The sequence below is a fragment of the Ereboglobus sp. PH5-5 genome (assembly GCF_029504805.1).
Taxonomy (GTDB): Bacteria; Verrucomicrobiota; Verrucomicrobiia; order Opitutales; family Opitutaceae; genus Ereboglobus.
The window spans coordinates 245,737-268,657 of the sequence record NZ_JAQFIT010000001.1 but is presented as its reverse complement, the minus strand read 5'-3'; the positions used below and the strand labels follow the sequence as shown (position 1 = coordinate 268,657).

Genomic DNA, 22,921 nt, shown 5'->3' with positions numbered 1-22,921 from the left:
GTTAAAATGCGGACTTGGCAGTTTGCGCCAGATGGTGGTTTTGTTTTCCCAATCATGGCGCGCATGACAGTCAGGCAAATGTGGGCGGCAAAGCTGTCGGGGAAACTTTCCCCGACGGACGAGGTTACGCGCGGTGATTTTGCGCTTACTCGCGCGCCCTATGCCGGATGCATCCTCGGCATCGACCCAAGTTTGCGCGGCACCGGCCTCGCGTTGATCGAGTTTGCGCCCAAATGCGCGCCCGTGCTCCTGCGCTGCCGGACGGTCACGGTGAAGTCAAAACTGCCAATGCCCGTCGCGCTCGCCGAGATTCACCGCGCGGTAACCTCGTTCATAACCGAATCGACCGTGCCGGTGCGCCATGTCGCGCTCGAGCAGACAATCTACGTGCAGAATTTCCAGACCGCGCAAATCCTCGGCGCGGCGCGCGGCGCGGCAATCGCAGCGGCGGCATTGCACGAGCTGCCAATTTTTGAATATCCGCCGTTGCGCGTGAAGCAGGCCGTTGTCGGCGCGGGCCGCGCGAGCAAGGAGCAAATGGCGCGCACCGTCATGGGCATGCTCGGCCACGGGCGTCAGCTCGCCTACGACGAAGCCGACGCCGCGGGCGTGGCGTTGTGCCATGCGTTCACTTGGCGCGGCGCGGACTAGTCTTGCGGGTAACATCCGCGTCGCGGGCATCTTCTTTGTTTCGACGCCCGACTCCTGTATTCTGTATTCATCCGCCTTTTCCGTTGCCACGCCGCTTTTTGGGCGGCCAACATTTGCGCATGAAAAAACCTTTCTTTGCCGTTGTCCTTGCCCTTGTTCTTTTGCCGGTGTTTGCGGGGTTGCCGCTGGTCGCGCGAGTGCCCGCGAATCTTGTTGCCGATGGCATTCCGGCGATCCCGTCCGAGTTAAGGAGGGATGTTTCGCGGTATCTGGAGTTTCGCTCGGCCGTGTTCAACGGCTGGCATCCGGTGCGGCGCGAGTTGCTCGTCACCACGCGCTTTGCCGAGTCCGCGCAACTGCACCTCGTGCGCAACCCGCTCGGCCAGCGCAAGCAGCTCACCTTTCTTTCCGAGCCGGTGGCCGGCGCTTCGTATCATCCGAAAACGGGCGACTACATCCTTTTCAGCCAGGACAGGGGCGGCGGTGAATTTTATCAGCTTTATCGTTACGATTCCGACGGGCGCATCACGCTTTTGACCGACGGCAAATCGCGCAACGGCGGCGGCGTCTGGTCGCACCGTGGCGACCGCATCGCCTACACCTCCACGCGCCGTAATGGCGCCGACAATGACGTTTACATCATGGACCCCGCCGATCCCGCGCGCACGGATCGCATGCTTGCGCAAATGAAGGGCGGGGGATGGCGCGCGGGCGGATGGTCGTTTGACGACAAATGGCTGCTCGTGCGCGAATATGTTTCGATCAACGAAAGCCGCTACTACGTGGTCGATGTTGCCAGTGGGAAAATGGAACTCGTCACGCCCGCCGGCGAGGGCGTCGCGAGGGCTTCCTGGGCGGGCGCGCAATTCGCGCGCGATGGAAAGTCGATCATTGCAATCACCGACACCGGCTCGGAGTTCATGACGCTTGTGCGCTACGATCTCGCCACGCGCGCGATCACGCCGCTCACGCGGGGGCTGCGTTGGGATGTTGAGAGGTTCGAGCAAACGCCCGACGGCAAAAAGCTCGCCTACGCGGTCAACGAGGCCGGTGTGAGCACGCTGCATTTTCTCGATTTGGAAACAGGCCGCGAGCTGCCCGCGCCGCGAATTCCCGCGGGAGTAATCGGCTCGATGGAGTGGCATGCGAATGGCGTCGATTTTGCGTTCACGCTCACCTCCGCGCGCAGTCCCGCCGACACCTATTCGATCAACCTCGCGACCGGCGCGCTTGAGCGCTGGACGGAAAGCGAGACGGGCGGCTTGGACGCGGGCGCGTTTGTCGAGCCGCGGCTGATTTCGTTCAAGAGTTTTGACGGGCTTGAAATCTCGGCGTTTCTCTACCTGCCCGACTCGAAAAAGTTTCCCGGCCCGCGTCCCGTGCTCATCAACATCCACGGCGGCCCCGAGTCGCAGTTTCGTCCGCGCTTCCTGGCGCAGAACAATTATTATCTCAACGAGCTCGGCATCGCCATCGTGTATCCGAACGTCCGCGGATCGAGCGGCTACGGGAAAACCTTTGTCTCGCTCGACAACGGTTACAAGCGCGCGGACTCGGTGAAGGACATCGGCGCGCTGCTCGACGCGCTCAAGGCCGACGCGCGCCTCGACGCCGGGCGCATGGCCGTGACCGGCGGCAGCTACGGCGGGTTTATGTCGCTCTCGACGATGATTCACTACGGCGACCGCATGCGCTGCGGCATCGATGTCGTGGGCATTTCGAACTTCCTTACATTCCTGAAAAACACACAGGACTACCGCCGCGATCTGCGCCGCGCCGAATACGGCGACGAGCGCGACCCAAGAATGCATGCGTTTCTTGAGCAAGTTTCGCCCACCACGAGCATCTCGAAAATCAAGAAGCCCATGCTCATCGTGCAGGGCAAAAACGATCCGCGCGTGCCCGCCTCCGAGGCGGAGCAGGTTCTCGCCGCGCTCCGCGCCCAGGGCAACCAAGTCTGGTATCTCATGGCCAATGACGAGGGCCACGGCTTCAAGAAAAAGGCCAACATCGACTACCAGTTCCTGACAACGATTCTGTTTTTGAGGGAAAATCTGCTGGGGCAATAATGACGCGCGAAATGTGCAAGGGCTTGCGTCGCCCGTCAAATTGCGTCGCAATGCGGCCTTGCACCAAGATATGAGCGACGCCACCGAGACCATACGCATCCAGAAATACATCGCCGATGCCGGCGTGTGTTCGCGGCGCGCCGCGGAAACGCTCATTCGCGAGGGCGAAGTGTGGGTCAACGGCGCCTGCGCCACCATCGGCCAGCGCATCACGCCCGGCGTGGACAAAGTCACCGTCTCCGGCTCGACCATCCGCGTCGCCGCCTCGCCGCGCGTCACGCTCGCCGTGCACAAGCCGCGCGGCCTCATCTGCTCCAACTACGACCCGCATGACGCCGACACGATATTCACCGTGCTTCCGCGCGAGTTTTCCAAGCACCGCTTTTTCTGCGCGGGCCGTCTCGACAAGGACAGCGAGGGGCTTGTCATCCTCACCACCGACGGGGACCTCGCGCACCGGCTCATGCATCCGAGCAACGTGGTCGTGAAGCACTACCTCGTGTTGCTCAAAAAACCTTTTCCCGCCGCGAAAAAAAATCTGCTCACCAAGGGCATCGTTTACGAGGGTGAGCGGCTCAAGGTCGAGCGCGTCCGGTTTCTCGCGCCCAACTCCGCCGGGGATTCCGCGCAGCTCGACGTGCAGATGCACCACGGAAAAAAACGCGAAATCCGCCTCCTCTTTTCCACGCTCGGCTTCGACGTGAAACGTCTCAAACGCTATCAAATCGGCGCGTTTCCGCTGAAGGGAATTCCGGTGCGCGCGGTCAAGCCGCTCACGCCGCGCGAAATCGAAAAACTTTTCAAGATTCCCGCGCCCGCCGCGGAAAAAAGCAAAAAAACGCCCCTCAAAAACCGGCCTTCAAGGAGTAAAAAACAATGAAACACATCACGCGCATCGTCTTCATCCCCGCACTATGCGCGGCGTTTGCCGCCGCGCTCAATGCCGCGCCGCTTGCCGGCGACACGCCCGTCCATGCCAGCCCCGATTATGCCGCGCCGGTTATGCTCACCCTGAAAGCCGGCGACGAGCCCTCGCCCGCCACCGCGGCCTCCGCGGTCGCCCTGCCCGAAGGCTGGCAGGCGATCTCCATCACCGCCGCGCTCGATGTGTGGGTGCGCGACAGCGAGCTGAACAAGGAGCTCGACGTGAAACCCGGCGTCACATTGCGCGCCGAGCCCAAGCTCGATGCCGCGTCCCTCGGCACGATGGCCGCGGGCGACATCACGGAATTGCGCGGCATCCAAGGCAAATGGGTGCAGATGCACATCATCAAAAAATCGACCGGCTACATTAACACAGACGCGCCCACGCCTCCCGCAACCGCACCGGCGGCGCCCGCGCCCGCGCCGGAAACAACGCCGCCGCCAGCCGCTCCGCCCGCGCCCGCGGAGACGCAAGGCGTGCAACAAGCCGGGACCGTTCCCTACGCGCCGCACCAGACCGCCGCGCCCAAGGATCAGCGTCCGCTTTCCGTTTCCACGCAGGGCGGCGCTCAATTGCCGCAACAACAAACCCGTTCCGGCGCGGCAACCACGACGACAACCGCATCCACGACCGCGCCCACGCCGATGGGCGGCGGGCGCACTTACGAGGCCAAGCCGGCCGATGCCGGCAGCGCCGCGGTGCCGCGCACGTTTGAGGGCACTTTTGCGTCGACACGCCGCGCCTTCATGCCTCGCCGCCCGTATGAGTTTCAACTCACTGCCGCGGACGGCACGCGCCTCGCCTACCTCGACCTGGGCAAGATCGTCGTGACCGAGCAATTTGAAACCTACATCGGGCGCACCGTGGTTGTGAACGGCTCCATCGCGGGCGTTCCCAACACCCAGGATATTGTGATCAAGGCCGAGACGCTGCAGGCAAAGTGAGGAAATTTTGGGTTCCGGATTTTCGATTTCGGATCGCGCCAGCGTCCGGGGAAAATCCAATGGCGCGGGAACGCCCCCAATCCAAAATTGAAAATCGAAAATTCAAAATTTTATGAAACTGATCGACGGAAACCAAATCGCTCAAACCATCATCGCCGAACTCAAGGCCGAGGTGTCCGCCATCGACGGACGCAAACCCTGCATCGCGCTCGTGCGCGTGGGCGACGATCCCGCATCGATCTCCTATGTGCGCAAAAAGGAAAAGACATCCGCCGAAATAGGAATCACCAGCCGCGTGATTTTGCCGCCGGTCACCATTTCTCAGGACGAGCTTTTCGCGCTGATCGACCAGCTCAACGCCGATCCGGAAGTCGATGGCATTCTTGTGCAATCGCCGCTTCCCGGGCACATCGACGAGGTCGCGGTGTTCCGGCGCGTTTCGCCCGAGAAGGATGTCGATGGTTTCAACACCATCAACCTCGGCAAGGTCGCGCAGGAGGATCCCACCGGCTTTGTGGCCTGCACGCCCGCCGGCATTATGGAAATGCTCGCGCGCTCCGGCGTGGACCTGAAGGGCAGGCACGTCGTTGTGCTCGGCCGCTCGCTCATTGTCGGCAAACCCGTCGCGCTTCTCGCCCTCCAGAAAAAAGCCGGCGCCAACGGCACCGTCACCATTTGCCATTCGCAGACGGCGAACCTTCCCGAAATCACGCGCCAGGCCGACGTGCTCATCGCGGCGATTGGCCGCGCGGAGTTCGTCACCGCCGACATGGTCAAGCCCGGCGCCGTGGTGATCGACGTGGGCATCAACCGCGTTCCCGACGCCACGAAAAAAACCGGCTACCGGCTCACCGGCGACGTTGCCTTCGCGAGCGTCGCGCCGCTGTGCAGCCAGATCACGCCCGTGCCCGGCGGCGTCGGCCCGATGACCGTCGCAATGCTCATGAGCAACACCGTGAAAGCATGGAGGCTGTCGCAGAAGAAATGACAGGCCGTGCAAAAAATGCGTGCGCGCGGAGGGGCGATCTCCAGGTCGCCCGACGCGACGAAGTCGCGCCCGGCAGTAAGCTTCGAGCAAAAGCGGCAGTTTGCCAAACCGCCGTTCCGACACGCGATCTGTCGATTGAAGAGAGGGAAGTGAGGGAACGGATCGAAGCCGGACTTCGTGACAGCGAGGCCGGGCGTGTTTATACGTCGGCTCAAATACGCGAATATCCCAAGTTGGCGCGTTGAAAAAAACGAAGACGAATCCATGCGCCGCTTTTTTTCGCCAGACATTCCCGAGTTGATGGACGTCACGCAGAGCGGCGATGCGACCGCGCTCGAAAAAGACCTCGACGATCTTGAAAGCCTGAACGCGAGGTTTGGCGGGCACGAAATCATCCAGCAGTTCCTTCCGCTCTGGATTCGCAAATCCGAAAATCTTTCCGCGCCTGAAACCCAATACCGCATTCTCGATCTCGCCACGGCTTCGGGCGATATTCCGCGCATGATTGCCGATTGGGCGCGGGCGCAAGGCATCAAGGTGCGGATCGACGCGGTGGACTTTAACCCGCTCACAATCGGCATCGCGCGCAAGCGGAGCACGGCGTATCCAGAAATCAACTACATCGAGGCCGACATCCTCAAGTTCGAGCCCGGCGGCGGCGCCTATGATGTCGTGATCTGTTCCCAGGCGTTGCACCATTTCAGCGAGGACGATGCCGTGCGCGTGCTCCGGCTTTGCCGCGAGGCGTCGCGGGGGAGCGTGCTTGTCTCCGACTTGCTGCGTTGCTGGAAGGGGCGTTTTGCGATCTGGCTGCTCACGGCGACGGTTTACCGGCGCGCCATGATGAAATACGATTCGCGCCTGTCGGTGCGTCGCGCGTTCACGGAAAACGAGATTTGCGAACTCGCGCGCCGCGCCGGTTGGAGTCAATTTGAGCATCGAACCTACTTTCCCGTCCGCCAGGCATTCTGGATGCGCGGCGCGCGGGAAAACCCGAAACCTTCCAGCGCATGAATTCTTTTACCCGTGAAAAAATCCTCGTTGTCGACGACCAGCCGGTCAACGTCCAGCTGCTCAAGCGCAAGCTCGAGCGCGAGGGGCTGCAGGTGGCGACCGCCCACTCCGGGCAGGAGGCGCTTGATGTGGTGGCGCGGGCGCGGCCCTCGTTGATTTTGCTTGATGTCATGATGCCCGACATGGACGGCATCGAGGTCTGCCGTCGCTTGCAGGCGGCGGAGGGCACGCGCGCCATTCCCGTTATTTTTGTCACGGCGCGCGGCGCGCGCGAACACAAGATCGAGGGGCTTTCGATGGGCGCGGTCGATTACATCACAAAGCCGGTTGACCTCGACGAAATGGTGGCGCGCGTGCGCACCCAGTTGCGCCTCATCAGCATCAATCGCGAGATGGCGGATTTGCAAAAGCGCCTGGCCGAGGCGCGGCGCGCGGCGTTGATCGGCGCGGTCACGCAGGGCATCGCTCACAACCTGAACAACATGCTCGCCGTGGTGCTCGGCTACGTCGATTTGATGAAGCTCCAGTATAACAAGCCGGAGCTCGTCAAGGGCAACGCGGCCAATGTCGAGAGCGCGGTGAAGCGCATCGCCGGGGTTATCAAGCAACTCAACCAGCTTGTTGTGAGGACGCGTCCGCCGGCGACCCGCGTTCCCCTGCAAGCGCTCATCGGAAACAGCATCGCGCGTTATCAGGACGCGTTTGGAATCACCGCGCCGGTGGCTGTTTCGAATCCGCTGGGCGACTTGGAGGTCGATGTGCACGTGGAGTCGTTCGAGGATGTTTTGGGCAAGCTGCTGGTCAACGCATGGGAAAGTTACGGGTTGCCCGGCGCGGATGCGGACGGTGCAAGTGCGCGTCCGATTACGATTGCAACCAGCCTTGCAAAACTGGCGCACGGCGGGGATGCGTTTCAGATCAGCGTCGAGGATCAGGGGCGTGGCATTTCGCCGGAAATCCGCGACCACATGTTCGAGCCTTTTGTGAGCACAAAACAAAACGTCGGCGTGGGCATGGGCCTGAGCATCGCGAGGCACACGTTGCGCACGCTCGGCGGCGACTTGACCCTGGCCGACCGCGAGGGCGGCGGCACCGTGGCGACGCTCGTCTGCCCTGTCCGGCAGGGGGAGTGATCGGGGTGGCGCCCGGTGATTACCGCTCCGTTTTGCGGTTGTTTTTGTTGCAAGGCCTCGCAAGTTTGCGCGCATGGCATTAAATCAAGGCGAACAACAGCTTCTCGACTACATACGGGCAAACCCCGAGGAAAAATCCTACTGGGAGCAAAAGGTTCGCAGCGTGGCCGCCGCGCAGCCCGACGATTATCTGACGGCGGAGGCTTTGGGCAGGGAATTGCGCGCCTATCTTGTCGAGCGCGCCCGCGTGGTGAGGCAACTGGAGGATGTTTCGACCGGCATGAGCATGCGCAACCTGGCGGAATACTTGATACTCATCTGGACGGAGCCGCGACCGAAGAAGAAAAAAGCCGGGGATCAGTTCACTTTGTGGCGCGACGGCGCTCAGTTTTAGTTTAAAAACTATGTTAAACTCATGCGCGGGGCGCGGACTAATTGGCATTTAAATGATTCGATCCGCTGATGGGAGTCGAAGGATTAGGCATTGTAATTAATTGATTATAAATTAATTAATCCCGACTGCTGTTTCTTTGTGGCAAAAGGTTTGTCGGGCCGTTCAAACGAGTGTTTGAGTTTTTTGGAAAAAGCGCCGGATTATTTTGAAACATTTTGCGGGAGGCTGCGTCTTACTCTGCGTAGGTAGTTCAGATTTCTCCCGCATAGCGGGAGATTTGGGGTAACAAAGAAAGCAATGGGCGGTCCGCTTAGGGGTAGGCGGGCCGCCCTCTTTGTTTGCCCGCGCCGTGAGAATGTGAAAAAAGTGTTCAAACGAGCGTTTGAGACGATTGTTTGAGGCCGCGAAAAAAATCTTTAATTTTTTTGAATCCTTTTTGGAGAGGCCGCGTCTTACTCTGCGTAGGTAGTTCAGATTTCTCCCGCATAGCGGGAGATTTGGGGTAACAAAGAAAGCAATGGCGGTCCGCTTAGGGGTAGGCGGGCCGCCTCTTTTTTTGAAAAGTGAATTCCGCGTTCGACAAATGCGCGCACCTGTGCTGACTTGTTCACATCTTATCCACACCAATGGAAAGCCTGAGCCGGGCGAAAGCCCCAAAATCACAGTTGCTCAAGGAGCCCAAGACGAGGGCTAAGACCTTCGTTTTGGATACCAACGTCCTCCTGCACGATCCACAGTCGATCTTCAAGTTTGAGGACAACAACCTCGTCATTCCCGTGGAGGTTTTGGAGGAACTGGACACCATCAAGACTGAACAATCGACCGAGCGCGGGCGCAATGCGCGCCGTGTTCATCGAATCCTGCAGGAGTTGCTGCCGGATGCGCATTCGATGGACGAGGGCGTGCGATTGCGAAACGGAGGCTCATTGTCCGTGATCATAAACCACTACATGGTCGACCAGCACTTTGCGGGGGCGAATCCGGCGATGCTGCGCTTGCAGGCCGTGCTTCCCGACTTGTCCAAGAAGGACAACCGAATCATCGCCTGCGCGCTGTATGTGCAGGAGCAGTTTCCGCCGCCCGTGATCCTTGTGACGAAAGACGTGAACGTGCAGCTCAAGGCGCGCGCCGTCGGACTGGAGTCGCAGGATTATCTCAACGACAAGGTGCCCGAGGCCCTCGCCGAGGCGCGCGAGGACGCATATCGCGAGATTCCCGTCACCATTTATGAAATGCAGCGGTTCTGCTCGGAGGGCCGTTTCGATTTGGGTGCCGAGGCGTCGCGCGGGCTCGCCCTCAACGACTATGTGCTGCTGCGTTCCGAGGTGGACAAAACCATGCCCGCGCGCGTGGCGGGTGTGGAGGCCGACGGCTCGTGCACGGTCGGACGCCTGCGCATTCCCGAAAGCGTGCGCGCGCCCGGCGGCATTCCAATCCGCCCGCGCAATCTCGAACAGCAGTTTCTCATGGACGCGCTGCTTGATGATTCGGTTTCGGTTGTCACCTGCTTTGGCAAGGCGGGCACCGGCAAGACGCTGCTTTCAATCGCGTGCGCGCTGCATCAAACGCAGGACGCCTGCTCGCGCTACGACGGCGTCTCGATTTCGCGTCCCGTGATCGCGGTCGGCAAGGAGATCGGGTTTCTGCCCGGCGACCTTGAGGAAAAAATGAAACCGTGGCTCCAGCCGTATTTCGACGCGCTCGAAGTGCTCATCCCCTCGAAGCCGCCGAAGGATCCGCAGTTTGCGGTGAAAAAAGTCTCAAAGAAAAAGAAGACTAAGCACGACGCCCGCGCCCACGCGATGGAGATGTCACCTGTTGCGCAGACTGCGGGCGCTTCCGGCGGCGGAAGCGGAAACGGCGGCGGCGCGACCGCCGGAATAATAAAACCCTACGAGCGCCTGATTCGCAACGGCATGGTGGAAATCGAGGCACTGTGCTTCATCCGCGGGCGTTCGATTGCGAGGCGGTTTTTCATATTGGACGAGGCGCAACAACTCACGCCGCACGAGGTGAAAACGGTGATCACCCGCATTGCGGAAGGATCTAAAATCGTGCTCATCGGCGATCCGGCGCAGATTGACAACCCGTATGTGGATTCGCGCAGCAACGGCCTTGTCTATTGTCACAACCGGATGCGCGGCCAGTCGCTCGCCGCGCACGTGACGCTGACCAAGGGCGAACGCTCCAAGCTCGCGGAGCTGGCGGCGGATTTATTGTGAAGCGTGGCTGCGTTTACGCCGGATGCGCGAGGCCGCTGTGCCGCCGCGCAGATTCTTGTGTCGCCATTCGCACAAACGCGCCAAAGCATTGTCGAAAAGCAATTCAGCCGCCGTGAGCAAAAACTCAAAACATCAAACACCAAACTCCAAACAACGCGCCGTCTCCTCCGTGGCAGCGACGCCTGCCGCCCTCGGTTTCCGCATGCCCGCCGAGTGGGAACCGCAGGATGCCGTCTGGCTTTCGTGGCCGCACAAACGCGCGTCGTGGCCCGGACAATTCCGCCCCATCCCCTACGTCTTTGCGCAAATCGTCGCTCACATCAGCTATCGCGAAAACGTCCGCATCAACTGCGCCGCCGCACTCCAGTCGCGCGCGAAAAAACTCTGCGACCGCGCCGGAGCCGACATGTCGCGCGTGTTCTTCTACAATCACCCGACCAATGACGCATGGTGCCGCGATCACGGGCCGATTTTCGTGAAAAACGACCGCACGGGCGAAGTCGCCGTCACCGACTGGATGCACAACGCTTGGGGCGGCAAATATCCGCCCTACGATCTCGACAACACCATCCCGCCGCTCGTCGCGAAAAAACTCAAGATGCGCCGTTTCGTAAAAAACGTCGTTCTCGAAGGCGGTTCGATTGATGTCAACGGCAATGGCATGCTCCTCACCAGCGAGCAATGCCTGCTCAACAAAAACCGCAACCCGCAGCTCACGCGCGAGCAGATCGAGCAAAACCTCCGCGACTACCTTGGCGTGAGCACGATCCTCTGGGTGGGCGACGGCATTGTCGGCGACGACACCGACGGACACATCGACGACATCACGCGTTTCTACAAACCCAACGGCTTCATCACCGTCGTCGAGCCAAACAAGCGCGACGCCAACCACGCCATCCTCGCGGAAAACACCGAGCGCCTGCGCTCCATGCGCACGCCGTCGGGCAAAAAGTTCGACATCGTTGAGTTGCCCATGCCGAAGCCCTTCGCGTTTCAAGGCCAGCGCGTCCCGGCGAGCTACGCGAATTTTCTCATCATAAACGACGCCGTGCTCGTGCCCACATTCCGCCAGCCAAAGCGCGACGGCGCGGCGTGCGAAATCATCGCCGGTTGTTTCCCGGACCGCGAAATCGTCCCCGTCGATTGCTACGAGCTCATCTGGGGGCTCGGCACTTTGCATTGCATCTCACAACAACAGCCCGCCTGAAAATTGCCCGTCACAAACCAACGCATAATTTTTATATGAAACAAATCAGCTTGTTACTCGCAACGCTTGCGCTCCTTTTGGGCGCCGGCTGCAAATCCAATATCGCAAACCTTCGCGAGCACATCAATCCCACCTACCACGATGTGATTGTCGAAACTGACGAGGATGCCGCGTTTGCCGCGGCCCGCACCGCGCTTGTCCAGATGGGCTACAAGATCACGAGCAGCGGGGTTGCGCAGAAAAAAATCGAGGCCATCAGCGCGATCAGTTCGGGCGACATGGGGCGCGCGGCGCGTCAGGTGAGCGCCAGTGTGCGCTTCGGTGTCGCGCCGGACAACACCACTGCAATCCAAATCCTCTTCATCGAGATTCTGGAGGACAGCGGCATGAGTCGCGACGGCATGGCTACCAAGCAGCCGTTGAGAGAAAGCGGGCTTTACGGCGTGTTTGAGAAATACGTGAACGAGGCACTGAAGGCCGGGAAGTGAAAATAAAAAAAGCGCGCCGGTGATTGGCGCGCTTTTGGTTGGTTGGAAAATTGGCAGTCTGCGCCACGTCTTTATGCGCCGCCGGCGACGGCGTTGCTCTTCGGTTTGAAGGTCTGGCGGATCGTCGCCTTGATGTAGTCGCGGTTCATGCGGGCGATGAAGTCGTGGCTGATGAGCTTCGGGCACGCGGCGCTGCATTCGTATTGGTTGGTGCAGCTTCCGAAACCGAGTTCGTCCATCTTGGCGACCATGGCGAGCACGCGGCGGTCGCGCTCGGGCTGGCCTTGCGGGAGGAGGCTGAACTGCGAGACTTTGGCCGCGACGAAGAGCATGGCGCTGGCGTTTTTGCAGGCCGCGACGCAGGCGCCGCAGCCGATGCATTGGGCGGCGTCCATGGCGAGGTCGGCGTTGTCCTTCGAGATCGGGGTCGCGTTGGCGTCGGCTCCGGCTCCGGTGCGCACGCTGATGAAGCCGCCGGCCTGCTGGATTTTGTCGAACGCGCTGCGGTCGGTGATGAGGTCCTTGATGACCGGGAAGGGTTTTGCGCGGAAGGGCTCGACGGTGATGACCGCGCCGTCGGCGAAGCTGCGCATGTAGGTCTGGCAGGTGGCGATGGCTTTGTGCGGGCCGTGCGGCTTGCCGTCGATGACGAGGTTGCAGGTGCCGCAGATGCCTTCGCGGCAGTCGTGCGCGAACGCGATGGGCTCCTCGCCTTGCGTGACGAGGCTGTCGTTCACAACGTCGAGCATTTCGAGGAACGACATGTTCGGGTTGCAGTTCTTCGCCTGATACTCGACGAACTTGCCGGGCTGGTTCGGTCCGGCCTGGCGCCAGACGCGAAGGGTCACGTTGATGTTTTTTTCGGATGATTCGGCAACCATGGGAGTGTGTTTGTTAAATGTGTTTGGTTGTGCGTATGCCCTTTTGGCTTATTTGTAGGAGCGAACGCTCATCTGGGTGAATTCGTAGTTGAGCGGTTCGACGTTGCGGAGCGGGTCCTTGCCGTCGCCTTGGTATTCCCAGGCGGCGACGTGGCCGAAGTTGGCGTCGTCGCGTTTGCATTCGCCGTCCGGATATTGGTATTCCTCGCGGAAGTGGCCGCCGCAGCTTTCCTCGCGGGCGAGGGCGTCGCGGCACATCAGTTCGCTCAGTTCCATGTAGTCGGCGACGCGGCTGGCGTTTTCGAGCGACTGGTTGAGGGTCGCGCCCGAGCCGGGCACGCGGACGTTTTGCCAGTATTCGGCGCGGAGTTCGGGGATGAGCTTGATCGCCTTCTGGAGCGATTCCTTGGTGCGGGCCATGCCGCAGTTTTCCCACATGATGAGGCCGAGGCGCTTGTGGAAGTGCGAGACGGGTTCCTTGCCGTTGGCGCCGAGGAGGCGGTCGTTGATGCCGCGGACGTTTTGCTCGGCTTGCGCGAACTCGGTGGCGTCGGTTTTCGGACGGGAGCCGGGTTTCTGAGTGGCGAGGTAATTGCCGATGGTGTAGGGGATGACGAAGTAGCCGTCGGCGAGGCCTTGCATGAGCGCTGAGGCACCGAGGCGGTTCGCGCCGTGGTCGGAGAAGTTCGCCTCGCCGAGAACGAAGAGGCCGGGGACGTTCGACATGAGGTTGTAGTCAACCCAGAGGCCGCCCATGGTGTAGTGCACCGCGGGGTAGATGCGCATGGGTTGTTTGTAGGCGTTTTCGTTGGTGATTTCGTGGTAGATGTCGAAGAGGTTGCCATAGCGTTCGCGCACGCCGTCCTCGGTGAGGCGCTGGATGGCGTCGGCGAAGTCAAGGTAAACGCCGCGCTTGCCGGGGCCAACGCCGCGGCCTTCGTCGCACATGCGCATCGCCGCGCGCGAGGAGACGTCGCGTGGGGCGAGGTTGCCGAAGCTCGGATAGATGCGTTCGAGATAGTAGTCGCGCGCTTCCTCGGGGATTTGGCTGGCGGGTTTGTCGCAGTCGGCGGCGTTTTTCGGAACCCAGATGCGTCCGTCGTTGCGGAGCGACTCGGACATGAGGGTGAGTTTCGACTGGTAATCGCCGGAGACGGGGATGCAGGTGGGGTGGATTTGCGTGAAGCAGGGGTTGGCGAAGCAGGCGCCGCGTTTGTAGGCGCGCCAGGCGGCGGTGGCGTTGGAGCCGCGCGCGTAGGTGGAGAGGTTGAAGACGTTGCCGTAGCCGCCGGTGGCGAGGATGACGGCGTCGGCGGACCAGCGGCGGATTTCGCCGGAGACGAGGTTGCGGGTGATGATGCCCTTGGCCTGGCCGTCAATGACGACGAGGTCGGACATTTCCTCGAAGGGGTGCACTTCGACCGCGCCGCGTCCGGCCTCCTTCATGAGCGCGGAGTAGGCGCCGAGGAGGAGTTGCTGGCCGGTCTGGCCGCGGGCGTAGAAGGTGCGCGAGACTTGCGCGCCGCCGAAGGAGCGGTTGGCGAGCAGGCCGCCGTATTCGCGGGCGAAGGGCACGCCTTGCGCGACGCATTGGTCGATGATGTTGACGGACACTTCGGCGAGGCGGTGGACGTTGGCCTCGCGGGAGCGGTAGTCGCCGCCCTTGATGGTGTCGTAGTAGAGGCGGTGGACGCTGTCGCCGTCGTTCTGGTAATTCTTAGCGGCGTTGATGCCGCCTTGAGCGGCGATGGAGTGGGCGCGGCGCGGGGTGTCGTGAAACACGAAGCATTTCACCTTGTAGCCGAGTTCGGCGAGGGTGGCCGCGGCGGAGGCGCCCGCGAGGCCGGCGCCGACGACGATGACTTCGTATTTGCGCTTGTTGGCGGGGTTGACGAGCTTGAGCGCTTCGGACTTGTAGGTGCTCCACTTGTCGGCGAGCGGGCCTGTGGGAATCTTGGATTCGAGTTTGGCCATGGTAAAAAAATTAGGAGTTAGAAATTAGGAATTAGGAAGTGAGGTTTCGGTGGTGCGGGAGCGCGTCGGTTATTTTTGCGCGGGGGTTTGCGTGGCGCCGGCGGAGCATTGGATCGCAGCGGCCTTGGCGGCGGTGGTGCCTTCGGCGGGCTTGGCGACTCCGCTGACGATCAGGCCGGGCATCGCGAGATTGCCGAGCAAGTAGACAAAGGCGAAAAGGCCGACGATGCCGCGCAGCAGGCAGGACCATTTATGGTTGCGCCAGCCGAGGGTCTGGAAGAGCGACTCGACACCGTGCCAGAGGTGCATGGCGAGGAGGGCGACGGCGAGCATGTAGAAACCGGCGACAACCGGGTTCATAAAGCCGAGGAAAACCATGCTGTAAACGTCGTGGACGGACTCGCCCTTGTTTGCGAGGGGGATGCCGAATTCCTTGACGTTGTCGGTCATTTCCCAGTGCGGAAGCGCGTCCTTGAACACGCCGCCCGTGCCTTGCACGCCAACCGTGAAATGCAGGATGTGGTAGATGATGAACGCGAGCACCACGAGGCCGGTGAGGCGCATGTAGCGCGAGGCCGTGGTGGCGGCGAGCCACTTGTTGCGGTCGTATTTTTCGGGGCCGCGAGCCTTTTTGCTCTCAACCCAAAGTGTGACGGCCGCCCAAACGTGGATCACCACGCAAAGCAGCAGAAAGCCGCGAACGGCCCAGAGTGCGAGCCCGAGTCCCTGAAGGAAATGGGCGTAACCATTGATGTGGTCGGGATGCAGGAATATCTGCAAATTGCCCACCATGTGGCCTGTGACGAAGCCGGTGAGCACGAGGCCTGTCAGGGCCATGAGGAATTTTCGACCTATTGAGGATGTTACGAGGTTGGCGATGGGAGTCATCGTTTGATGTGGGTGGCTGGTTCAGAGAAAAGGTTTTGCCCGCCGGCGACACTGCGCGGGAACGGTGGTTTCCGGCAAAGGTCGGACGGCGGGCTGATACAAGGGAAGAATTGGAACGCGTTTTGTCGAGGCTTCGTTCTCAAAAAAGAGGATTTTTTTGCTTAAAAATCGAGACTGGGTCTTAATAGCGAGATTGTGATCGTTTGCTAAAAACTTTTCAGGGGAGGGCCGCTTTGGTTCGGCACGCATGGGGTAAGTGCATCAGGCTCGTTTGGGGCTGGTGAATTGCGGGGGGGCGGGGAAGGGCGGCGCGGCGCGACAGTCACAATGGGCAACTGTTCGCGACTATTCGAATCGTTGAATGTGCAAATGCCGTGATTGCATTGCGGCTGGGGATTGTTCCAGTTTGGCGTGATGTCGTCTTTTCAACCCAGCACCGCAGTGCGCGCGCAACTTCTCACCCGGCTTTGCTACGGGTCGATGATGGCGCTGTCCATCGGCATGAATTTGCTGCCGGTGTTTCTCACGGAGTTGAGCGTGGAGTTTGGCGGCGAGGCGGGGCTGTCAAAGGAACAGCTCGGGCGCTTGAGCGCGTGGTGTTTTTCGGGGCTGGTCACGGGGATTCTTATCACGGGGCCGCTTGCGGACCGTTGGGGCGCAAAACTGTTTGCGTTGCTCGGCAACGTCGCCACGGCGGCGAGTCTCGCGGCGATGGCGTGGGCGCCCAGTTACGGGTTGTTGTGCGGCGCGCTGTTTTCGATGGGGCTGGGCGCGGGCATGACAGACATGATTCTCAGCCCGATTGTGTCGGTGCTCAACCCCGAGCGTCGCACGGTGGCGCTCAACTGGCTGCATTCGTTTTATTGCGTGGGCGCGGTGATGACAATTGGCGTGGGAACCGTGACGCTGAGCATCGGGCTCGGCTGGTCGGGAACGTGCCTGCTCCTGCTGCCGCTGCCGCTCGTGCTGGCGGCGATGATGGCGCCGTTGCGTTTTCCGTCGATGGTTGGCGATGGGGAGGACAAGTCCCGGCGCGACTCCGTCGCCCAAAAAGCGCGCATGCCGATGAGCCAGTTGGTGCGCCGCGGATGGTTTGTCGTCGCGATGGCGGCGATTTTTCTCGGCGGCGCAACGGAGGCGGGCATGGCGCAGTGGCTGCCGCTCTACGCGGAAAAGAGTCTCGGCTATCCCGTGTGGATCGGCGGCTTGTCGCTGTTGTTATTTTCCGTGGCGATGACCGCCGGGCGCATGATCGTGGGCATGGCGGGGCGGCGCATGGATCCGTTTGTGATGATGGCGTGGGGGTGCGGATTTTCGGTGGTGCTTTTCTGGATCGGAGCGTTTTTCCCGAGCGCGCCGGTGGCGTTGCTCGCGTGCATCGCGGCGGGGTTCACCGGGAGCTGCCTCTGGCCGACAACGCTTGCGGTGACCGCGGACCGCTACCCGAACGGTGGCGCGAGCATGTTTGGCATGCTGGCCGCGCTCGGCAACGCGGGCGGCATCTTCATGCCGTGGCTCGTGGGAATGATTGCCGACTGGCGCGACCTGCACTGGGGGCTGGCGATTTCCGCCGTGGCACCGTTCATCATGGTGCCGATGATACTGTGGATGCGGCGGGCAAAGGCGTGACGGTTTTCCGGTTTGCCTCGCGAGCATGATGCCGCCACGAATGTCCGTCATGAACCAAGCATACGAAAACCCGTTCTTGACCGCCTCCGAAGCCGCCGCTTCCGAACGCGCACTGTTCATCAGGCGCACCTACATTCATCTCGCCGGCGCGCTGATCGCCTTTGTCGCGCTCGAAGCCGCGTTGCTCAAGCTGCCGGGAATCGAAAAACTTATCGCCCTGATGATCGGCGGCTACGGCTGGCTGATCGTCCTCGCGGCATTCATGGGCGTTTCGTGGCTTGCGGACAAATGGGCGCGCTCGGACGCGTCGCCGTCGGCGCAATACCTCGGGCTTGGCGTTTATATTGTGGCCGAAGCGATTATATTTTTGCCGCTGCTTTATATCGCGGCTTACTACAGCGACCCGACGATTATTCCGACCGCGGGCATTATCACCGGGCTGCTTTTCGCGGGGCTCACCGCGACGGCCTTCATGACGCGAAAAGATTTTTCGTTTTTAAGAAGCATCCTGACAATCGGCGGGTTTGTTGCGATGGGTGTTATTATATGCAGCATTGTGTTCGGATTCACGCTCGGCCTGCTCTTCTCGGCGATCATGGTGTTTTTTGCAGGCGGCTCGATTCTTTATACAACGTCCAATATCATTCATCATTACCGCACCGACCAGCACGTTGCCGCTTCCCTCGCACTGTTCTCCGGCGTGATGCTGCTGTTCTGGTATATCCTGCGAATCCTGCTTCTGCGCAGCCGGAATTAAAGCGTGGCGCGGATTGCCAAATGCAATCTCGCAACTGCTCGAAACCATCAAGATAGTATGAGCAAAGTGATCAAAGTAATGTTTGGTTGCCTTGTTGTCGCGATCTTGGGCGGTTGCATGCAGTTTCCCGTGTCTGCGCCTCATAAAAAAACAGGCGGAGAAACATACGAGGCCTCAAAGGAGCGCATTGAAAGGAGCGCATTGAAAGGGGCGATAAACCAAAAAGAAAAAGATAATAATGTTTCTTTTGGGGCGGCGCGGATATGTTTCGGATATTGTTTCTGAATAATAATAACTTCGAATTGGATTGGTTTCACGGGTGATAAACCGGGGGCGCTTGCAATACCCCTATAGTATTTATCAGCGAAATTCGTGTAATCCGTGGTTAAATAATAAAGATTATTAAATTGGACAGTTTGTGCACATGCAGGTTTCGGGCGGAGCGACAGTCCGCCAATGTTTGTGCTACTTTGTTTTCAAATCAAACCCATCGTTCGCAAATGTCTCCCCGTTCACTATAATCTCGATTTCATGCCGTCCTGCGTAATGGGTGCGGGTGGTGAAATTTTCGATGCGCTGGTTGCGGGTGATTGTAATTGTTTCCCTTGGCGCAAGCGTGAGGGTTTTCAGCTTGAAAACCTTGCGCGTGGTGTGGCCGGCTTTTTTCACATAGTGCATGGCGTAATCAACCACGAGCCGTTGCGACTTTTTCGCGGTCGATTTGAGCGTGAATGAAAAGCCCAGGCGTTCGCCGAGTTTGAGTGTGCGCGGAGTGATCTTGAAATCGTCGATTTGCACGCGGGCTTTTTCGCCCGCGCCGATAACGGCAAGCGCGCGGCGGTCGCCTTTTTTGATGAGGGTGCGCAGTGCGTGTTTCACGATCCAGATGGTGTGCTCGTTTTCAAGCGGCCAGTCCTTGATGCGCGCGAAGACCCAGTCGGGATTGTCCTTGGTGATGTCGTTGAGGTGGTTGGCGACGGATTTGCGCACGTAGAGGCTCGAGTCGGCTCGGAGGTTTTCGAGGATTGGCGCGACGGGGGCGGGATTTTGCACGAGCGAATCGAGCCGAAACGACCACGGGAGACGCGGGCGGCAGCCTTCGCTTGAGAGACGGCGCACGTGCTCGTCGGGGTCGCGCGACCATTTTTGCATGATGGCAAGCGCGCGCGGCTGGTCGCGGCGAATGAACTCGCGCACGGCAAACTCGGACGAACCGAAGGGCGTGAAAAATTTCAGCGCGTCCATCGACATGTCGAAATCGCGCGGGGCGGTTCCGTGGAGGGCGACATAGTCGGGAAACACAAGCATTGCGAAACTGGGAGCGAGGGCGGGCGCGAGCGCGCGGAGCGTGGCGAGTGTTTTGCGGTAGTTGGTTTCGGCGTCGGGCAGCGTGGCGTGGAGCGACTCGGTCATGCGGCGCAGGCGTTGCATGAGCGAAAGGTTTTCAAAGTCGCGGAAGGAAAGCGCGAGAAAGCGTTTTGCGTCGAAGCGTTTTTCGATGAGGGAAAGTTCCCTGGCGACGAGGCGGAAGCGGTCGGTGTTGAAGAGCGTGTCTTTGAGCGCGGGGGCGGACATGTGTGGAAATATGTGCGAGGTTGTTTGGAATGGATGTTTTTTGCCACGGAGGGCGCGGAGGGGCCCGGGGAAATTTGTTAAAAGTCGCCGATGTGTTATGCCTCAAGTTGTCAGCCATTCAGCAGCGGCAAATCCGCCAGCGTCAGCGGCCGTCCGAGGTGGCGCTGGTGCAGGGCGCACATGGAGAGAAAAATCTGCGCGGTTGTGAATGTGTCGCCCTCGGCGGTGTGGCGTTCGAGCGGGGCGATTTTGCATTGCGCGCACACTTCCTCAAGCGAGGGCTCATGCTGGCCGGGGTAGGCGGTTTTGGCGAACGCCTCGATTGACGTCATGGCAAACGCCGCCGTGTCGAGCGTGGGGTTGCGCAATGCGGCGCGGTAGTGCCGCTCGAGCGAGGCGTTGAGCATGGCGATGTCGAAAAGGATGTGGTGGCCGACAAGAATCGCGTCGTGGATGCGGGGCAGAAATTCGAGCAGCACCTCGGCCTCCGGCTGGCCGCCCGCGGTTTGCGAGGGCAGGATGCCGTGAATCGCAACGGCTTTGTTGATCGGGGCGTCCTCTTGAAAGACTGTCCATGAACGCGATTTTGCGATGCTCAGGCGGCCTTTGCCGACCTCGGCAATGGCGAGCGAGAGTATGCGGTTGGCCTGGATGTCGAAACCGGATGTCTCGCAATCGAGAATGACAAATCGCGCGTCCGCGACGGGTGTTTTCCGCGACGGGCGGGGCGAGGTTGCCTCGCGATAGGCGGCGACAACCGGGTTTGAGGGCGGGCGTTTCCAGAATTTCCAGGTCATGGCGGGGGGAGTTGAATTTTCGATTTTCGATTCTCGGTTTGGCAGACTGTCGGCCTGCGGCCTCCAAACGATTGCGCGCTACCGCGCGAAAACGAAATCGTAATGGAGCAGAAGCTCCCAATCGAAAATCGGGAATCGAAAATCGAAAATTTTCTCATGTCATGCGTCCGTCGATTGAGAATTGAAACTGCACGGCGTGCTGCACGGTGCGCACCACGTCGAACACGCTGGAGAGTTGCGCGCGCTCGATTTTGGTGAGCGTGGCGGGATCGAGGGTGCGACCCGAGTCGCCGCGTCGCAGGCCGTTGAGTGTGCGCAGGCCGAGGAGGAAATCGTAGGCGTCGCGCGCGAGGGAGGCGAGTTCAGCGCGCTCGGGCACGACGCGGCGAAGCTCCTCCCAGCGTCCGCCGGTCGAGTAGCGCCGGTTGAGTTTGTGGTGAAGCGAGAAGAGGCGCGCGGCGTCGCGAAGCGGTCCCATGCCGCGGTTTTTCAGGTCGAACTCGCTGCTGCCGCCAACGCCGAGTTTTTCAATGACGAAGCGGCCGATGAAATTGAGCGGGGGGGTGTTGTCCACGATCGTTTGCGCGAGGCGGCGCTGGAGCGCGGTGTCGGCGGAGGCGGTGGCGAAAATCCTTTCGCGGAGTTTGTCGCACAGGGCGCGATCGCCGGTGACATGGCGCAGATCGTAGAGGATGGTGGCGCGCAGGAGCCCGTCGCCGTCGATGTCGGCGTTGAATGAGGCGATCTCATCGACCCACTCGTCCGCCGTGCGGCACCAGCGAGGGTTGAGCGCCATGACACCGCCCTGGCAGCGGGCGAAGCCGGCGGCGACGAGCTTGTCGATCACGCGCGCGGCGAGGCGCGTGAAAATGGCGCGCGCGGCCTCGTCCTCCTCATGCGTTTTCGAGGGGGCGAAGACGATTGCGTTGTCCATGTCGGTGCGCAGGATTTGCTCGCGGCGCCCGTCGCTGCCGACCGACATCCACGCCCACGCCACGCCGCGCGGAAGCGGGACGCCCTCGGCGCGCAGCTCGTCGGTGGAGAGTTCGACCAGTCGCTGCGTGAGCTCGTCGTAAAGCTCGGCGCAGATTTGGCCGACGTAGATGGCGGAGACGCCGGCGTCGAGGTAGCTGCGGGCGATGTTCTCGATCTCGTCGCAAAGCTCGCGGAAGCGCGCGTTTGACTTGGCGAAACGAATTTCGCGCAACAGACCCGCGGGATGGTGGCCGGTTTGCGCGAGCAGGTCCTTGTGCGTGCAGACGTCGAGCGCCTTGGTGTTGGGCGTGCCGTCCTCGGTGACGCAAACCTGCCCGATGCGTTCGCGCAGCATGATCAGCATCGCAGCGGTGGCGCTGGAGTTGGGCGAGACGGTGCAGACGGGTTTCGCCATGATGCGCGAGACGGGCTCGGTTTTGGGCATTCCGTCAACGACGACGTTTTTGACGAGCGCGTTGCTGCTGACGATGCCGAGCGGACGGCGCTCGGAATCGACAACGAGAATCGACGGCACGCGCTTCGAGGAAATGAGCGATGCGGCTTGTCCGATCTCGGCGTCGGGACCGCATGTGAGCAGTCGCTCGATCGGACGCGGCTGGATGATTTGCGCGCCGTCGAGATGCGACTGGAGGATGTTTTTTGCGCGGCCCGCCATGTGCGATTCGGTCGGTTCGTCCGAGTAGTGAATCTGGCTGCCTACGCGCACGGCCCAGGAGAGGTGGCGGCGCACATAGTTTCGAGCCTCGTCGTTTTTTTCGAGCATCGCGCGGAGCATCGTCCATGGAAGGCCGTAGAGCATGGAGTCCTCGACTGCCTGCGCGCTGACGCGACAGGCCTCGTTGCGCACCAGCGCGCTCAGGCCGAGCACGTCGCCGACATCGCGCACATCGACGCGCTCGGACTGCCCCTCGTTGTCCCAGATGTATTCGACGCGGCCCTGCGCGAGAAAGAGCACCTCGCCGGAGGGTTTGGCGCCCTGCCGCCAAATGTAGTCGCCCATCGGCACGACCCAGACCTCGGCCTCGGCGGCGAGCCCGGCGACAGATTCCGCGGGCAGCATGGAAAAGGGAGGGAAGCGCATCAGCGCGTCGGCGATGCGTCCGGGAATCATATTTTTCGGCGCGGACATGGATTAATAAATGCGCGGAGCAAAAGCCAGCTTCCCCTCAAACGCGAGCCTGCGAATTGAGGCGCCACGCGCGGAACAAACCGGTTTCATGGCGAACCCTCGCCGTGGCATTTGTTTGTCAATGTGAACAAGGGTCAAATCCAGCAGGTGCTGCCCAACTCGATGCAGGCCATGCCGGATGGCGGCGCGATCACGATTTCGACCGGTGTATCCGAAAAATTAATACACGCGGACGTGGCCGGCGACGGGCCGGGGCTGGC

Annotated in this window: 21 protein-coding genes; 14 read left to right on the top strand and 7 right to left on the bottom strand. The window is 60.9% G+C overall.

Translation table 11 applies throughout. The annotated features are described in order from the left end of the window. Positions 1 to 63 precede the first annotated feature (63 nt). The 11 genes from M2103_RS00950 to M2103_RS00900 all read left to right on the top strand — a co-directional run bounded on the left by M2103_RS00950 (position 64) and on the right by M2103_RS00900 (position 12,035). Entirely contained in the window at positions 64 to 651 is a 588-nt protein-coding gene (locus M2103_RS00950; RefSeq protein ID WP_277508142.1) for a crossover junction endodeoxyribonuclease RuvC, read from the top strand. Positions 652 to 770: 119 nt separating this feature from the next. Beyond that, entirely contained in the window at positions 771 to 2,720 is a 1,950-nt protein-coding gene (locus M2103_RS00945) for a S9 family peptidase (protein WP_277508140.1), read from the top strand. A 70-nt stretch (positions 2,721 to 2,790) separates the two neighbouring features. Continuing rightward, the gene (locus M2103_RS00940) at positions 2,791 to 3,600 is read left to right on the top strand and encodes a pseudouridine synthase (RefSeq protein ID WP_277508138.1); all 810 of its coding nucleotides are present in this window, start codon (positions 2,791 to 2,793) and stop codon (positions 3,598 to 3,600) included. Continuing rightward, positions 3,597 to 4,589, top strand: a complete 993-nt coding sequence (locus tag M2103_RS00935) for an SH3 domain-containing protein (RefSeq protein WP_277508137.1) — start codon at positions 3,597 to 3,599, stop codon at positions 4,587 to 4,589. Before M2103_RS00940 ends, M2103_RS00935 begins: the two co-directional genes overlap by 4 nt. Positions 4,590 to 4,701: 112 nt before the next feature. Continuing rightward, positions 4,702 to 5,577 (top strand): bifunctional methylenetetrahydrofolate dehydrogenase/methenyltetrahydrofolate cyclohydrolase FolD, encoded by an 876-nt coding sequence (gene folD, locus M2103_RS00930; protein WP_277508136.1) that lies wholly within the window; start codon positions 4,702 to 4,704, stop codon positions 5,575 to 5,577. Between the two features lie 264 nt (positions 5,578 to 5,841). Next, the gene (locus tag M2103_RS00925) at positions 5,842 to 6,591 is read left to right on the top strand and encodes a methyltransferase domain-containing protein (RefSeq protein ID WP_277508134.1); all 750 of its coding nucleotides are present in this window, start codon (positions 5,842 to 5,844) and stop codon (positions 6,589 to 6,591) included. Further along, a complete protein-coding gene (locus M2103_RS00920; RefSeq protein WP_277508133.1) occupies positions 6,588 to 7,724 on the top strand; it encodes a response regulator in 1,137 nt (378 codons plus the stop codon). The genes M2103_RS00925 and M2103_RS00920 overlap by 4 nt, the downstream gene beginning before the upstream one ends. Before the next feature lie 73 nt (positions 7,725 to 7,797). Then, on the top strand, positions 7,798 to 8,118 hold the full coding sequence (locus M2103_RS00915) for a hypothetical protein (protein ID WP_277508132.1): 321 nt from the start codon (positions 7,798 to 7,800) through the stop codon (positions 8,116 to 8,118). Between the two features lie 626 nt (positions 8,119 to 8,744). Continuing rightward, on the top strand, positions 8,745 to 10,340 hold the full coding sequence (locus M2103_RS00910) for a PhoH family protein (RefSeq protein WP_277508131.1): 1,596 nt from the start codon (positions 8,745 to 8,747) through the stop codon (positions 10,338 to 10,340). Between the two features lie 202 nt (positions 10,341 to 10,542). Further along, positions 10,543 to 11,547 (top strand): agmatine deiminase family protein, encoded by a 1,005-nt coding sequence (locus M2103_RS00905; protein WP_345783528.1) that lies wholly within the window; start codon positions 10,543 to 10,545, stop codon positions 11,545 to 11,547. A gap of 35 nt (positions 11,548 to 11,582) precedes the next feature. After that, complete coding sequence (locus tag M2103_RS00900; protein ID WP_277508129.1) at positions 11,583 to 12,035, top strand: hypothetical protein; 453 nt, start codon at positions 11,583 to 11,585, stop codon at positions 12,033 to 12,035. A 71-nt stretch (positions 12,036 to 12,106) separates the two neighbouring features. Here the strand turns inward: M2103_RS00900 and M2103_RS00895 are convergent, their stop codons facing one another. The 4 genes from M2103_RS00895 to M2103_RS00880 form a co-directional block, all read right to left on the bottom strand. Then, positions 12,107 to 12,889 (bottom strand): succinate dehydrogenase/fumarate reductase iron-sulfur subunit, encoded by a 783-nt coding sequence (locus M2103_RS00895; protein ID WP_343215370.1) that lies wholly within the window; start codon positions 12,887 to 12,889, stop codon positions 12,107 to 12,109. 75 nt (positions 12,890 to 12,964) lie between these two features. Then, entirely contained in the window at positions 12,965 to 14,890 is a 1,926-nt protein-coding gene (locus M2103_RS00890; RefSeq protein WP_277508127.1) for a fumarate reductase/succinate dehydrogenase flavoprotein subunit, read from the bottom strand. A 69-nt stretch (positions 14,891 to 14,959) separates the two neighbouring features. Beyond that, positions 14,960 to 15,778 (bottom strand): succinate dehydrogenase cytochrome b subunit, encoded by an 819-nt coding sequence (locus M2103_RS00885; protein ID WP_277508126.1) that lies wholly within the window; start codon positions 15,776 to 15,778, stop codon positions 14,960 to 14,962. A gap of 21 nt (positions 15,779 to 15,799) precedes the next feature. Further along, the gene (locus tag M2103_RS00880; protein WP_277508125.1) at positions 15,800 to 16,027 is read right to left on the bottom strand and encodes a hypothetical protein; all 228 of its coding nucleotides are present in this window, start codon (positions 16,025 to 16,027) and stop codon (positions 15,800 to 15,802) included. 192 nt (positions 16,028 to 16,219) lie between these two features. On the opposite strand from M2103_RS00880, the gene M2103_RS00875 reads away from it, so the two are divergent. From M2103_RS00875 to M2103_RS00865, 3 genes are read left to right on the top strand one after another with little or no spacing between them, the layout of a single operon-like run. Further along, positions 16,220 to 17,407, top strand: a complete 1,188-nt coding sequence (locus M2103_RS00875) for an MFS transporter (RefSeq protein ID WP_277508124.1) — start codon at positions 16,220 to 16,222, stop codon at positions 17,405 to 17,407. Between the two features lie 49 nt (positions 17,408 to 17,456). Beyond that, positions 17,457 to 18,164 (top strand): Bax inhibitor-1 family protein, encoded by a 708-nt coding sequence (locus tag M2103_RS00870; protein WP_277508123.1) that lies wholly within the window; start codon positions 17,457 to 17,459, stop codon positions 18,162 to 18,164. A gap of 57 nt (positions 18,165 to 18,221) precedes the next feature. Further along, a complete protein-coding gene (locus tag M2103_RS00865) occupies positions 18,222 to 18,449 on the top strand; it encodes a hypothetical protein (protein WP_277508122.1) in 228 nt (75 codons plus the stop codon). A gap of 180 nt (positions 18,450 to 18,629) precedes the next feature. Here M2103_RS00865 and M2103_RS00860 read toward each other — a convergent pair whose 3' ends face one another. From M2103_RS00860 to M2103_RS00850, 3 genes are all read right to left on the bottom strand, one after another. Next, positions 18,630 to 19,739, bottom strand: coding sequence for a DNA alkylation repair protein (locus tag M2103_RS00860; RefSeq protein ID WP_277508121.1), 1,110 nt, complete (start codon positions 19,737 to 19,739; stop codon positions 18,630 to 18,632). A gap of 110 nt (positions 19,740 to 19,849) precedes the next feature. Continuing rightward, on the bottom strand, positions 19,850 to 20,536 hold the full coding sequence (locus tag M2103_RS00855) for a 3'-5' exonuclease (RefSeq protein WP_277508120.1): 687 nt from the start codon (positions 20,534 to 20,536) through the stop codon (positions 19,850 to 19,852). Between the two features lie 154 nt (positions 20,537 to 20,690). Continuing rightward, positions 20,691 to 22,661, bottom strand: a complete 1,971-nt coding sequence (locus M2103_RS00850; RefSeq protein WP_277508118.1) for a DUF294 nucleotidyltransferase-like domain-containing protein — start codon at positions 22,659 to 22,661, stop codon at positions 20,691 to 20,693. Between the last annotated feature and the right edge of the window lie 260 nt (positions 22,662 to 22,921).

Coding starts and splice junctions, on each gene's coding strand:
- M2103_RS00910 (WP_277508131.1), top strand. CDS start 8,745: ATGGAAAGCCTGAGCCGGGCGAAAGCCCCAAAATCACAGTTGCTCAAG.
- M2103_RS00945 (WP_277508140.1), top strand. CDS start 771: ATGAAAAAACCTTTCTTTGCCGTTGTCCTTGCCCTTGTTCTTTTGCCG.
- M2103_RS00850 (WP_277508118.1), bottom strand. CDS start 22,661: ATGTCCGCGCCGAAAAATATGATTCCCGGACGCATCGCCGACGCGCTG.
- M2103_RS00925 (WP_277508134.1), top strand. CDS start 5,842: ATGCGCCGCTTTTTTTCGCCAGACATTCCCGAGTTGATGGACGTCACG.
- M2103_RS00860 (WP_277508121.1), bottom strand. CDS start 19,739: ATGTCCGCCCCCGCGCTCAAAGACACGCTCTTCAACACCGACCGCTTC.
- M2103_RS00940 (WP_277508138.1), top strand. CDS start 2,791: ATGAGCGACGCCACCGAGACCATACGCATCCAGAAATACATCGCCGAT.
- M2103_RS00935 (WP_277508137.1), top strand. CDS start 3,597: ATGAAACACATCACGCGCATCGTCTTCATCCCCGCACTATGCGCGGCG.
- M2103_RS00870 (WP_277508123.1), top strand. CDS start 17,457: ATGAACCAAGCATACGAAAACCCGTTCTTGACCGCCTCCGAAGCCGCC.
- M2103_RS00915 (WP_277508132.1), top strand. CDS start 7,798: ATGGCATTAAATCAAGGCGAACAACAGCTTCTCGACTACATACGGGCA.
- M2103_RS00855 (WP_277508120.1), bottom strand. CDS start 20,536: ATGACCTGGAAATTCTGGAAACGCCCGCCCTCAAACCCGGTTGTCGCC.
- M2103_RS00950 (WP_277508142.1), top strand. CDS start 64: ATGACAGTCAGGCAAATGTGGGCGGCAAAGCTGTCGGGGAAACTTTCC.
- M2103_RS00920 (WP_277508133.1), top strand. CDS start 6,588: ATGAATTCTTTTACCCGTGAAAAAATCCTCGTTGTCGACGACCAGCCG.
- M2103_RS00885 (WP_277508126.1), bottom strand. CDS start 15,778: ATGACTCCCATCGCCAACCTCGTAACATCCTCAATAGGTCGAAAATTC.
- M2103_RS00890 (WP_277508127.1), bottom strand. CDS start 14,890: ATGGCCAAACTCGAATCCAAGATTCCCACAGGCCCGCTCGCCGACAAG.
- M2103_RS00880 (WP_277508125.1), bottom strand. CDS start 16,027: ATGCGTGCCGAACCAAAGCGGCCCTCCCCTGAAAAGTTTTTAGCAAAC.
- folD (WP_277508136.1), top strand. CDS start 4,702: ATGAAACTGATCGACGGAAACCAAATCGCTCAAACCATCATCGCCGAA.
- M2103_RS00865 (WP_277508122.1), top strand. CDS start 18,222: ATGAGCAAAGTGATCAAAGTAATGTTTGGTTGCCTTGTTGTCGCGATC.
- M2103_RS00905 (WP_345783528.1), top strand. CDS start 10,543: ATGCCCGCCGAGTGGGAACCGCAGGATGCCGTCTGGCTTTCGTGGCCG.
- M2103_RS00900 (WP_277508129.1), top strand. CDS start 11,583: ATGAAACAAATCAGCTTGTTACTCGCAACGCTTGCGCTCCTTTTGGGC.